This is a genomic window from Microbacterium telephonicum (assembly GCF_003651225.1).
In the GTDB taxonomy this organism is placed as follows: Bacteria; Actinomycetota; Actinomycetes; order Actinomycetales; family Microbacteriaceae; genus Microbacterium; species Microbacterium telephonicum.
In genome coordinates this window covers 14,031-26,392 of the sequence record NZ_RCDB01000004.1, presented here as the reverse complement: position 1 = coordinate 26,392, position 12,362 = coordinate 14,031, and the positions used below count along the sequence as shown (strand labels likewise).

Genomic DNA, 12,362 nt, shown 5'->3' with positions numbered 1-12,362 from the left:
AGTGCTCAATCGTTTGCTCATCGTAGTCATCGGAGAGATCGGGCGCAAGATTCCCGGATCGCCCGCGATCGTGCACAATGGACGAGGATTCATCAGATGTTTGAGAGGCCGTCAGTGAAGACTGCAGCGTACGCGGGAGACCGCACCATCCAGATCGCGGATGCCGAACCCACCGCTCCCGAAGCGGGCCAGGTTCAGGTGGCCGTCGCCTATACCGGCCTGTGCGGCACGGATCTGCACATCCTCCACGGGAACATGGACGCGCGGGTGGCGCGGCCGCTCGTGTTCGGTCACGAGATGAGCGGCACGATCGCCGCCGTCGGCGACGGCGTCGACGGCTGGACCGTGGGCGACGCTGTGACGGTCATGCCGCTCGCATGGGACGGCACCTGTCCCGCCTGCCTCGCCGGCAACAGCCACATCTGCCAGAACCTCGACTTCATCGGCATCGACTCGCCCGGTTCTCTGCAGGGGCTGTGGAACGTCCCCGCGGAGACCCTGGTGCGCCTGCCGGCGGGTATCCGCCTGGACCACGCGGCGCTCGTGGAGCCCGTGGCCGTCGCGGTGCACGACGTGCGACGCTCCGAACTGCAACCGGGTCAGAAGGCCGTCGTCATCGGAGGCGGGCCCATCGGGGTGCTCATCGCGACGGTCGCCCGTCACTTCGGGGGCGACGTCGTCGTGATCGAGCTCGATCCGCAGCGGCGCGCCCAGGTGCAGGAGCTCGGCTTCGCGACGCTCGATCCGCGCGCCGTCGACCAGGTCGCCTGGGTCGAGCAGTGGTCGGGTGGAGCAGGTGCCGACGTGGTCTTCGAGGTGTCGGGCGCGGCGGTGGCCGTGCTCGGCGCGACCGCCCTGGCGAAGGTGCGCGGCACGATCGTCGTCGTCGCGATCCACCCCACGCCGCGGGAGGTCGACCTGCAGCGCGTGTTCTGGCGCGAGCTGCGGCTGCTCGGTGCGCGCGTGTACCAGCGCGTCGACTTCGAGACGGCCGTCGAGCTCGTCGCGGACGGCGTCGTCCCCGCCGACGCGCTCATCACCCGCATCGTCGCGCTCGCCGACACGCAGGACGCCTTCGCCGACCTCGAGGCCGGACGCGCGATGAAGATCCTCGTCGATGTGGCGGGTGCGCGATGACCGGGATGTTCGACCTCACCGGCACCACCGCGGTCGTCACCGGCGCGCGCCGCGGCATCGGCTTCGCGATGGCCGTGGCCCTCGCGGATGCCGGCGCGGACATCATCGGGGTGAGCGCGTCGCAGTCCGCATCCGGCAGCGACATCGAGCGGGCCGTCACCGGAACCGGGCGTTCGTTCGAGGGTCTCGCCTGCGACTTCGCCGACCCCGTCGCGGTCGAGGCACTGGGCGCCGAGCTGGCGGGCCGGGGTGTCGACATCCTCGTCAACAACGCCGGCACGATCGAACGCGCACCGGCCGCCGAGCACCCGTTGGCCCTGTGGGACCGCGTCATCGACGTGAACCTGTCGAGCCAGTTCCGCCTCACCCAGGCCCTCGCCCGCCCCATGCTCGAGCGCGGACGCGGCAAGGTGATCTTCACGGCGTCGCTGCTGAGCTTCCAGGGGGGTATCAACGTGCCCGGCTACGCCGCCGCGAAGTCGGGCATCGCCGGGCTCACCCGGGCCCTCTCCAACGAATGGGTCTCGCGCGGCGTCACGGTCAACGCGATCGCGCCGGGATACATCGCGACCGACAACACCCAGGCGCTGCGCGCCGACTCCGACCGCTCCCGCGCCATCCTCGACCGCATCCCCGCCGGCCGCTGGGGAGAGGCATCCGACCTCGCCGGCGCGACCGTGTTCCTCGCCTCGCCGGCATCCGACTACGTGTCGGGCGTCGTGCTGCCCGTCGACGGCGGCTGGCTCGGCCGCTGACCCCGCTTTCCACCCCTCAAGGAGAACCATGACACTCGGACGCCTCGGCCCGCTCGGCCACGAGATCCCCGTCCTGCACCACCGCGACGCCGTGTACGACCTGCGCAGCCTCACGGTGGACATCGACGGCCCGTTCCTCGCCGCGGGTGGCGCGGCGCGCGCACGAGCGGCGGCGGATGCCGGCGAGCTGCCGGTCCTGGAGAACGCCGCAGACCTCCGCGTCGGCGCACCGATCGCGCAACCCACGAAGATCGTGTGCGTCGGACTGAACTACCGCGACCACGCCGAGGAGACGGGGGCCGCGATCCCCGCCGAGCCGGTCGTGTTCATGAAGGACCCGTCGACGATCGTCGGCCCCTTCGACGAGGTGCTCGTGCCGAGAGGCTCCACGAAGACCGACTGGGAGGTGGAGCTCGGCGTCGTCATCTCGGAGACCGCGCGTTACCTCGACTCGCCCGATGAGGCCGCACGGCACATCGCCGGATACGTGCTCTCGCACGACGTGTCGGAGCGGGAGTTCCAGCTCGAACGCGGCGGCCAGTGGGACAAAGGCAAGAGCTGCGAAACGTTCAACCCGCTCGGCCCCGTGCTGGTGCCGGCATCCGACGTCGACGACGTGCAGCAGCTCGGCCTGCGCCTCTGGGTCAACGGCGAGCTGCGTCAGGACGGCTCGACCGCCACGCAGATCTTCCCCGTCGCTTACGTGATCTGGTACCTGTCGCAGTTCATGGTGCTGCGCCCCGGAGACCTCATCAACACCGGGACCCCCGCCGGCGTCGCACTCGGCCTCCCCGACGCGCCGTATCTGAAGGCGGGCGATGTCGTCGAGCTCGAGATCGACGGCCTCGGCCGCTCGCGCCAGGAAGTGGGCCAGGCATGACCGGCGCGTTCGATGGGCTCGTCGCCGCCGTCACCGGGGGCGCCTCGGGGATCGGGCTGGCCACCGCGAAGGCGTTCGCGGATGCGGGGGCGACGGCGGTCGTGCTCGACCTCAACGCGGGCGATGTGCCCGCGCCGCTGCACGGCATCACCGCCGACGTGCGCGACCGCGCGTCGCTGGTCGCGGCGATGGCGGAGATCGAGCGGCGCTTCGGCGGCCTCGACGTTCTCGTGAACAATGCCGGTGTCAGCGCCATCGGCACCGTCGAGGATCAGGGCGACGAGGACTGGGCGCGCGTGCTCGACATCAACGTGACGGGCATGGCGCGCGCGACCGCCGCGGCCTTGCCGCTGCTGCGCGCCTCGGAGAACGCGGCCATCGTGAACCTCTGCTCGATCGCCGCCCTCAACGGCCTGCCGCAGCGCGCGCTGTACTCCGCGACCAAGGGCGCCGTGATGGCGCTGACCTATGCGATGGCCACCGACCACGTCCGCGAGGGCGTACGGGTCAACGCCGTCAGCCCGGGTACCGTCTTCACGCCGTTCGTCGAGAAGTTCCTGACGCAGTTCGACGATCCGGTGGCCGAGCGCGGCGCGCTCGACGCGCGACAGGCGACCGGCCGCATGGTCTCGCCCGAAGAGGTCGCCGGTGCGATCCTCTACCTCGCGTCGCCGCTGTCGCGCTCGACGACGGGCACCGTGCTGGAGGTCGACGGCGGCGTGACGCACGTCCGCGTCCGCCCCCAGTCCTGACCCACCGCCCGCGCCACCGGCCCCGCCACCGTCACCGAACGCGAAAGGTCGCGACACGCCGCATCCGGAGTCCCCGGTAGCGCGTGTCGCGACCTTTCGCGTGAGAAGAGAGGGGTCAGTCGGACGGTGGGCGCCAGACGACGACCTCCGTCGCGCGGCGCACGCGCGTGCCCTGGCGCAGCGTCACGACCGAGCCGGAGGCGCCCGCGGCGAACACCCGGGAGCGGCTGTCGACCTCGTCGCGCAGGCGCAGCTCGAGGTCGCGCACCTGACCGCGCAGCGCGCGGACGGTGTTCTCGAGCTCGATGATGCGGGAGATCGCGGGCAGGCTCATCCCGTCGGCCGACAGGGCCGAGACCTCGCGCAGCTGCTTCACGTGCCGCAGCGAGTATCGCCGTGACCCGCCCTGCGTGCGAGCGGGCACGACGAGGCCCAGTCGGTCGTACTGGCGGAGGGTCTGCGGATGCATGCCGGCGAGCTCGGCGGCGACCGCGATCGCGAAGATCGGGGCCTCCTCGTCGACCTCATCGGACATGACGTTCACCTCGTTTCGACTCGTTGCGCTCGCTCAACGACCGGACACGGTCACTCGCGTGCCTTGGCCATCATCTCGGCGCGCGGGTTCTCTTTGGGTTCGAGCTCCTGGAAGCGCTCCAGCGCCTCCTTCGCCCGCTCGTCGAGGTGCGTCGGCACGGCGACCTGCACCTCGGCGAGCAGGTCGCCGGTGCCCTTGGCCGTCTCGACGCCGCGCCCCTTGACGCGCAGCACGCGCCCCGACGGGGTGCCGGGGGCCACGCGCAGCTTCACGACGTCGCCGCCGAGAGTGGGCACCTCGATCGTCGCGCCCAGCGCCGCCTCGGTGAAGGTGACCGGCACCGTCACGCGCAGGTTCAGCCCGTCCCGCGTGAATACGGGGTGGGGCCGCACCGTCACCGACACCACGATGTCGCCCGCCTCGCCGCCGTCCGGCGACGGGCGGCCGCGACCGCGCAGCCGGATCTTCTGCCCGTCCGAGACGCCCGCGGGGATCTTCACCTTGAACGGTTTGCCGTCCTCGCCGGCGAGCGTGATCGTGTCACCGCGCACCGCCGTCTGGAAGTCCAGCGTCGTGCGCGCCGTGACGTCGGCGCCGCGCTGCGGACCGCCGTATCCCTGGAAGCCGCCCGAGGGCTGACCGAACCGACCCGAGCCGAACCGGCCGCCGCCGGACTGCTGACCGAACATCGCGAAGATGTCGTCGAAGTCGGCGCCCTGCGCGCCGCGCGCGCCACTGGAGCCGAACCGGCTGAACACGTCCTCGAAGCCGCCGCCGGCGCCCGGCGCGGTGAAGCGCGCGTTGCCGGCGCCCATCGCGCGCAGCTGGTCGTACTCGGCGCGCTGCTCCTTGTCGTTCAGCACGGCGTACGCCTCGCTGATCTCCTTGAACTTCGCCTCCTTCGCAGGGTCGCCCTGCGTGGAGTCGGGGTGGTAGGTGCGCGCGAGCTTGCGATAGGTCTTCTTCAGGTCGGCCTCGGAGACGTCCTTCGAGACGCCGAGCACCTTGTAGAAGTCCTTGTCGAACCAGTCTTGGCTGGCCATCTTCTCCTCCGCTTACTCTGCCGGCACGGCGACCACGACCTTCGCCGGACGCAGCTCGATCGCGCCCAGGCGGTAGCCCACCTCGACCACCTCGATGATCGCGGCGGCCTCGACGCCGGGTGTCGGCACCTGGAAGATCGCCTCGTGCTGCTGCGGGTCGAAGACGTCGCCGGCCGCGCCGTACGACTCCACACCCATCCGGGTCACGACGCCGCGCAGCTTCTCGGCGATGGCCGCCAGGGGCGAGCCCTCGGCGAGATCGCCGTGCTTGTCGGCGCGGTCGAGGTCGTCGAGCACCGGCAGCAGACCCTTCGCGACCGAGCCCTTGGCCCGGTCGATCTCGGCCTCGCGCTGCTCTTCGGTGCGGCGGCGGTAGTTCGCGTACTCGGCCTGCAGACGCTTGAGGTCGAGCAGCAGGTCGTGCTCCTCGGCGGGCGCCTCGGCCACGGCGGCCTCGTCGGACTGCTCGGTGCCGAGGATGTCCTCGATCGTCAGGGAGTCCTCCTGCGAGTCGGGGCCGGAAGCGTTCGCCTCCGACCCCTCCTCACCGAGGACCTCGTCGCCGTCTTCGGGCTGGAAGTCCTTGTCGCTCATGTGTCGATTCTTACTTCTTCTCGTCCTCGTCGTCGACGACCTCGGCGTCGATGACGTCTTCGTCGGAGGATGCCGTACCCTCGGCACCCGGCTCGGCGCCGGCACCGGCACCGGCATCCGCGGCCTGCTCGGCCTGCGACGACGCGTAGATCGCCTCGCCGAGCTTGCCCTGCGACTGGTTGAGCTTGTCGAACGCGTTCTTCACGGCGTCTTCGTCCTCGCCCGCCAGAGCGGTCTTGAGGGCGTCGACGTCGGCCTGGACCTCGCTCTTGACGTCCTCGGGCAGCTTGTCCTCGTTGTCCTTGATCAGCTTGTCGATCGAGTACGAGAGGGTCTCGGCCTGGTTGCGCACCTCGGCGGCCTCACGGCGCTTCTTGTCCTCGGCAGCGTGCTCCTCGGCCTCGCGCACCATGCGCTCGATGTCCTCCTTGGGAAGCGACGAGCCACCCGAGATGGTCATCGACTGCTCCTTGCCGGTGCCCTTGTCCTTGGCGGACACGTGCACGATGCCGTTGGCGTCGATGTCGAAGGTGACCTCGACCTGCGGCACGCCGCGAGGCGCCGGCGCGATGCCGGTCAGCTCGAAGGTGCCCAGGGGCTTGTTGTCGCGCGTGAAGTCGCGCTCGCCCTGGAAGACCTGGATCGCGACCGACGGCTGGTTGTCGTCGGCGGTCGTGAAGGTCTCGCTGCGCTTGGTCGGGATTGCCGTGTTGCGCTCGATGAGCTTGGTCATGATGCCGCCCTTGGTCTCGATGCCGAGGCTCAGGGGGGTGACGTCGATGAGCAGCACGTCCTTGCGCTCACCCTTGAGGACACCGGCCTGCAGGGCGGCGCCGACGGCGACGACCTCGTCCGGGTTCACGCCCTTGTTGGGCTCCTTGCCGGCTTCCTTCTTCACGAGCTCGCTCACGGCGGGCATGCGGGTGGAACCGCCGACGAGCACGACGTGGTCGATGTCGCCGACCTTGATGCCGGCCTCGCGGATGACGTCCTCGAACGGCTTCTTGGTGCGGTCGAGCAGGTCCTTGGTGAGGTCCTCGAACTTCGCACGGGTCAGCGTCTCGGACAGCGACACGGGGCCGGAGTCGGTCAGCGACAGGTAGGGCAGGTTGATCGAGGTCGACTGCGAGCTGGAGAGCTCCTTCTTCGCCTGCTCGGCGGCCTCCTTGAGGCGCTGGAGCGCGATCTTGTCGCCCGAGACGTCGACACCGGTGGTGTCCTTGAACTGCTTGATCAGGTAGTCGACGATGCGCTGGTCCCAGTCGTCGCCGCCGAGGCGGTTGTCACCGGCGGTGGCGCGCACCTGGATCGTGGAGAAGTCGTCGTCCTTGCCCACCTCGAGCAGGGAGACGTCGAACGTTCCACCACCGAGGTCGAAGACGAGGATGAGCTCGTCCTCCTTGCCCTTGTCGAGACCGTAGGCGAGCGCGGCGGCGGTCGGCTCGTTGATGATGCGGAGCACGTTGAGGCCTGCGATCTCACCGGCCTCCTTCGTGGCCTGGCGCTCCGCGTCGTTGAAGTAGGCCGGGACGGTGATGACGGCATCCGTCACGGTGTCGCCGAGGTACTGCTCCGCGTCGCGCTTGAGCTTCTGCAGGATGCGCGCCGAGATCTCCTGCGGCGTGTAGTTCTTGCCGTCGATCGCCTGGGTCTTCCAGTCGGTGCCCATGTGGCGCTTGACCGACGTGAGGGTGCGGTCGACGTTCGTCACGGCCTGGCGCTTGGCGGTCTCGCCGACGAGCACCTCGCCGTCCTTCGTGAACGCGACGACCGAGGGGGTCGTGCGCAGACCCTCGGCGTTGGCGATGACCTTCGGCTCGCCGCCTTCGAGGACCGAGACGACCGAGTTGGTCGTTCCGAGGTCGATACCCACTGCACGTGCCATGTGTTTCTCCTTCTGTGGTGTGCGTGATGTTGTGAAAACTCCGAGCCGCGAAGTTGAGTCCCAAAGGCTCAAGGTGGCTCCTGGAACACGATAACGACATCCGTCCGCCATGTCAAACGAACTTGATACGACTCATATCAAGTTTTCAGGCGGATGCTGTGACCGCCCGTTCGTGTCAGGCACGCGACGCGGCTCGCCGGCGACGACGACTACCTGCAGCCGGCGATCCGCGACGAACACGGGCGCTTCATCGGGACGATGTAGCTCGAGCTGAAGAGCCGGGAGCACCGCGTCGACCGGGAATGGGCCGCGCGCCAGTAGCCTGACGGCAGGCCGCTGTGGTGCGGCACCGCCCGTTCACCGAAGGCTCCTACCGTGACGCACATGTCGCTACCCGAACAGCCGTCTCCCGAATCCGCGCACGCCGCGGCCGTCATCGGAACCACCGACCGCACCCGCAAGCGCGCCGTGCGGGCGTGGGCGCTCTGGGATTGGGGCTCCGCGTCGTTCAACGCGGTCGTTACGACGTTCGTGTTCAGCACCTACCTGTCGAGCAACTACTTCGTCGACCCCGCGATCGTGGCGGCGGCGAACGGCGAGGCGTCGGACCCGGCACTCATGGCCGCCAAGGCCGACAACGCGTCGCTCATCGGCGTCGCGCTCATGATCGCCGGCATCATGATTGCCGCCCTCGCCCCCGTCCTGGGCCAGCGCTCCGACGGATCGGGGCGCCGCAAGCTCTGGCTCGGCGTGAACACCGGCATCGTCGTGCTCGCCATGGCGGCGATGGTCTTCGTCGAAGGCACCCCCGGCTACCTCATCCTCGGTGCGACACTTCTCGCGGTCGGCAACGTCTTCTTCGAGTTCGCGAGCGTCAACTACAACGCCATGCTCGTGCAGGTCTCCACGCGCGAGAACATGGGCCGCGTCTCCGGATTCGGCTGGGGCATGGGCTACGTCGGCGGCATCGTGCTGCTGCTGATCCTGCTGGTCGGCTTCATCGGCCTCGCCGACGACCCCGGCCCGCTCGGGGTGACCGAGGACGGCGGCCTCAACATCCGCCTCGCCGTTCTGGCCTCGGCCGTCTGGTTCGGGATCTTCGCGATCCCGGTGCTCGTGCGCGTGCCCGAGATCCCGGCGCAGGAGCGCCGCGTGCGAGTCGGGTTCTTCCGCTCCTACGCGGTGCTGTGGGGCACGCTCACCAAGCTCTGGCACGGCAACCGCCAGGTGCTGCAGTTCCTGCTCGCCAGCGCCGTGTTCCGCGACGGCCTGGCGGGCGTGTTCACCTTCGGCGCGATCATCGCCGCGCAGGTGTTCGGGTTCACCTCGTCGGAGGTGCTCTACTTCGCGGTCGGCGCGAACGTCGTTGCGGGCATCTCGACGATCCTCGCCGGGCGGCTCGACGACCGGTTCGGGTCCAAGACGGTCATCATGGTGTCCCTCATCGGACTCGTCGTCGCCGGAACGGTCGTGCTCTTCATCGGCACCGCGAAGGTCGGCTTCTGGATCGTCGGGCTCATCTTGTGCATGTTCGTCGGGCCGATCCAGTCGGCATCGCGCTCGTTCCTGGCCCGCATCACCCCCGAGAGGCGCGAGGGCGAGATCTTCGGGCTCTACGCCACGACCGGCCGCGCCGTCTCGTTCCTGGCCCCCGGCCTGTTCGCCCTGTTCGTCGGCCTCACCCACGACACGCGGTTCGGCATCCTCGGCATCGTGCTGATCCTGCTCGCGGGCCTGCTGCTGATGCTGCCCGTCAAGCCCCGGCAGGCCGTCATCGACTGAGCCGGCTCCTCGGCCTGCGCCTGGGCCTGCGCCTGGGCGGGCATGTCCCACGAAACGCCGGTGCGGAGCAGCACACGTGGCACATCGCGTGACATGCGCGAGAACCATGTCACACGAGTGGCTGGATGCCGCATCCTCCGGCAGCAGGCCGCGTGACACGCCCTCATCGACCGCAGAAGCGGGCACGGACGACAGCTAGGGCCGGCGGCGCAGCCACGGGATGCGGACCCCGCGCTCGTTCTCCTCTTCGACGTCGAGTCCGTAGTGGTCGCCGATGTACTCGACGAACTGGGCGCGCTGCGCGCCGTCGTACACCTTGCGCTCGCGCCGGAAGGCGATCACGGTCGCCCAGCAGATGAGCAGCATCACGACGCTGAACGGCAGCGCGATCGTGATCGCCGCCGTCTGCAGCGCGGTGAGTCCGCCCGCGACGAGCAATGCGGTCGCGAGCACGGCGGTCGCGAGGGTGAAGAACACGCGCAGCCAGCGGCGCGGCTCCTGATCGCCGCCGGTCGCGATCATGCCCATCACGAGGGCACCGGAATCCGACGAGGTGATGAAGAACACCGCGATCAGGATGATCGCGCCGATCGTGAGCACGGGGGTGCCGGGGAGATGCGTGAACAGTTGGAACAGGGCGCCCTGCAGGTCGACCGTGCCGTCGGCGGCGGTCATCGAGCCGGGCTGGGTGAGCTCGAGGTAGATCGCCGAGCCGCCGAGCACCGCGAACCACAGGATGCCGACGAGCGTCGGCACGATGAGCACGCCCAGCACGAACTGGCGCACGGTGCGCCCCTTGCTGACGCGCGCGATGAAGATGCCGACGAAGGGGGCCCACGAGATCCACCAGCCCCAGTAGAACGAGGTCCACGCCGCCTGCCACTGCTCGCCGGCCTCGCCCTGGAACGCCGAGACGTTGAAGCTCAGACCGACGAAGTTCTGGATGTAGCCGCCGATCGACTGCACCCATTCGCGCAGCAGGTACTCGGTGTTGCCGAAGATCAGGGTGAAGGCCAGCAGTGCGGCGGCGATGATGAGGTTCGTGGACGACAGCCACTTCATCCCCTTGCCGACGCCCGACAGCACCGAAGCGAGCACGAACACGGTGATGACGGCGATGATCGCGATCTCGCCGAGCATCCCCGGGTCGGGGAGCCCGGCCGCGGTCAGGCCCGACCCGATCTGCATGACGCCGAGTCCGAGCGAGGTCGCCACACCGAAGACGGTGCCCACGAGCGCGACGACGTCGATGACGTTGCCCCAGACACCGCGCACGGCCTTGCCGAGCAACGGCTCCAGTGCCCAGCGGATCGAGATCGGACGCCGCCGCCGGTGGATGGCATACGCGAGCGCGAGGCCCAGGACGACATAGATCGCCCACGCCTGCACCCCCCAGTGCAGGTAGGTCTGGGTGAGCGCCGACTGCGCGAGCATCGCCGGGGTTCCCTCGACGCCCGGCCGCGGCGAGACGAAGTGGCTGAGCGGCTCGCTCACGCCGTAGAAGACGAGACCGATGCCCATGCCGGCGGCGAACAGCAGCGAGAACCAGGCCCCGAGCGAGAACTCGGGCTCGTCGTCGTCTTTGCCGAGCTTGATGTCGCCGAAGCGGCTGAACCCCATCGCGAGGGCGAAGACCACGAAGAACGCGGCGATGAGCACGTAGTACCAGTTGAAGCCGCGGATGATCGTGTCCTGCACGGCCGCGAACGTCGCGTCGGCGGCATCCGGGAACAGGATCGCGAAGCCCGCGACGAGCACGATGACCGCGGATGCGGGCCAGAAGACCCATCGCGCGATCGGACGGTGGGCGGTCGGATCGACCGTCGTGGTGGGTTCGCCGGGCCTGTCGATGGGATGGGTCTCGTCGCTCACCCGGCCAGGGTACCGACCGGCCGCATCCGTGGTCAGGGGGTTCGCAGGCGACCGATGCGTACGGTAAGGGGATGGATGCCTGCGCCGCCCTGGCCGACGCGATCGACGAGCTCGCGGCTCGCGGACGGTCGGATCGGCACTTCCTGCGCGACATCGGCCGGCTCGGCGGGGTGCGGCGCGGACCGCTGTGGCTGACCGATGCGGCCTCCGGCGGCAGCAACCGGCTGCGCGGGCGGGGGTTCCGCGACGCGCTCGACGACGACACCGACGGGCAGGCGCGCCATTTCGCGGGCACCGTCGCCGTCACGGCGCGGGTCGGCGGACGCCTGTCGCGCTGGCTCACGACCGTCGTGCTGCGCGACGCGCCCGACACCGCCGACGGCAGGCTCAGCGGCGAGGCCATCGCGTTCGTCCGCGGCATCCGGTCGGGGGAGATCAGCCAGGCGGATGCGGGAGCATGGGTGCGGCGCCGGCTCTGCGGCTGCGCCTGAGCGCGGCGGTTCTGAGGGCTGCGCTGTTCAGCTCCCGGGCCACGACTGCGCGAGTTTGGCGAGCAGCCGGGCGAGTTCGGCCCGCTCCGCCGGGGTGAAGTCCTCGAGCGCCGTCGCGACCGCGTTGCGACGGTCGCCGCGGAAACCCCGCACGATCGCGCGCCCCTGATCGGTCAGCGCGATGCGCGTGCGCCGGGCGTCTTCGGGGTCGGCCTCGCGTCCGACAAACCCCATCTCGACGGACTGCTGCACGAGTCGTGACGCCCTTGGCTGGTCGACTCCGACCGCGTCGGCGAGCTCGGTCACGGTGAGCGGGCCGGATGCCGCGGCGAGCGCCTCGAGCAGACGCAGGCGAGCCGGACCCGCGAACCGCGCGGCGCCGCCACCCCAGCCGGGGCCGGGACCCCAACCGCCGCGATGGTGTCCCGGATGGTGACCGCCGTGGCCGTGCGGGCCGCCGAACCGCTCGTCCTGGCCCGGCTCGCCGGGAGCGCCGGGCGCGCCAGCCCAGGGCGGACGCGGGCCACGCCGCCCGCGCAGCCGGGCGAGCGCCTGGGCGATCTGCTCCGCGGCCTCGGCGGGAGTGGGCGAGTCGGGGGGCGTCGGCGAGGTCGGCACGTCACCCGATTTTACATG

At 70.0% G+C, this 12,362-nt stretch carries 12 protein-coding genes; 6 read left to right on the top strand and 6 right to left on the bottom strand.

Annotation, left to right across the window (positions count from 1 at the left end):
* Nucleotides 1-114: 114 nt before the first annotated feature.
* The 4 genes from C7474_RS13600 to C7474_RS13585 are packed head-to-tail and all read left to right on the top strand — an operon-like array spanning nt 115 to nt 3,524.
* Nucleotides 115-1,137, top strand: coding sequence for a zinc-dependent alcohol dehydrogenase (locus C7474_RS13600; protein ID WP_121060841.1), 1,023 nt, complete (start codon nt 115-117; stop codon nt 1,135-1,137).
* Nucleotides 1,134-1,892, top strand: coding sequence for an SDR family oxidoreductase (locus tag C7474_RS13595; protein WP_121060839.1), 759 nt, complete (start codon nt 1,134-1,136; stop codon nt 1,890-1,892). Before C7474_RS13600 ends, C7474_RS13595 begins: the two co-directional genes overlap by 4 nt.
* Before the next feature lie 28 nt (nt 1,893-1,920).
* A complete protein-coding gene (locus C7474_RS13590) occupies nt 1,921-2,772 on the top strand; it encodes a fumarylacetoacetate hydrolase family protein (RefSeq protein ID WP_121060837.1) in 852 nt (283 codons plus the stop codon).
* Nucleotides 2,769-3,524 (top strand): SDR family NAD(P)-dependent oxidoreductase, encoded by a 756-nt coding sequence (locus tag C7474_RS13585; RefSeq protein WP_121060835.1) that lies wholly within the window; start codon nt 2,769-2,771, stop codon nt 3,522-3,524. Before C7474_RS13590 ends, C7474_RS13585 begins: the two co-directional genes overlap by 4 nt.
* Nucleotides 3,525-3,639: 115 nt before the next feature.
* Here the strand turns inward: C7474_RS13585 and C7474_RS13580 are convergent, their stop codons facing one another.
* The 4 genes from C7474_RS13580 to dnaK are packed head-to-tail and all read right to left on the bottom strand — an operon-like array spanning nt 3,640 to nt 7,581.
* Nucleotides 3,640-4,059: a heat shock protein transcriptional repressor HspR gene (locus tag C7474_RS13580; RefSeq protein WP_121061198.1), complete on the bottom strand. Its 420-nt coding sequence runs from the start codon at nt 4,057-4,059 to the stop codon at nt 3,640-3,642.
* A gap of 50 nt (nt 4,060-4,109) precedes the next feature.
* Nucleotides 4,110-5,102, bottom strand: coding sequence for a DnaJ C-terminal domain-containing protein (locus C7474_RS13575; protein WP_121060833.1), 993 nt, complete (start codon nt 5,100-5,102; stop codon nt 4,110-4,112).
* 12 nt (nt 5,103-5,114) lie between these two features.
* The gene (locus C7474_RS13570; RefSeq protein ID WP_121060831.1) at nt 5,115-5,696 is read right to left on the bottom strand and encodes a nucleotide exchange factor GrpE; all 582 of its coding nucleotides are present in this window, start codon (nt 5,694-5,696) and stop codon (nt 5,115-5,117) included.
* A 10-nt stretch (nt 5,697-5,706) separates the two neighbouring features.
* Nucleotides 5,707-7,581, bottom strand: a complete 1,875-nt coding sequence (gene dnaK / locus C7474_RS13565) for a molecular chaperone DnaK (protein ID WP_121060829.1) — start codon at nt 7,579-7,581, stop codon at nt 5,707-5,709.
* 384 nt (nt 7,582-7,965) lie between these two features.
* On the opposite strand from dnaK, the gene C7474_RS13560 reads away from it, so the two are divergent.
* Nucleotides 7,966-9,363 (top strand): MFS transporter, encoded by a 1,398-nt coding sequence (locus C7474_RS13560; protein ID WP_121061196.1) that lies wholly within the window; start codon nt 7,966-7,968, stop codon nt 9,361-9,363.
* A gap of 195 nt (nt 9,364-9,558) precedes the next feature.
* Here C7474_RS13560 and C7474_RS13555 read toward each other — a convergent pair whose 3' ends face one another.
* On the bottom strand, nt 9,559-11,235 hold the full coding sequence (locus C7474_RS13555) for a BCCT family transporter (RefSeq protein ID WP_199692473.1): 1,677 nt from the start codon (nt 11,233-11,235) through the stop codon (nt 9,559-9,561).
* A gap of 71 nt (nt 11,236-11,306) precedes the next feature.
* Between C7474_RS13555 and C7474_RS13550 the strand changes: the two genes are divergently transcribed.
* A complete protein-coding gene (locus tag C7474_RS13550; protein WP_121060827.1) occupies nt 11,307-11,726 on the top strand; it encodes a hypothetical protein in 420 nt (139 codons plus the stop codon).
* A gap of 27 nt (nt 11,727-11,753) precedes the next feature.
* Here C7474_RS13550 and C7474_RS15335 read toward each other — a convergent pair whose 3' ends face one another.
* Entirely contained in the window at nt 11,754-12,344 is a 591-nt protein-coding gene (locus tag C7474_RS15335; protein WP_241965263.1) for a MarR family winged helix-turn-helix transcriptional regulator, read from the bottom strand.
* Nucleotides 12,345-12,362 lie beyond the last annotated feature (18 nt).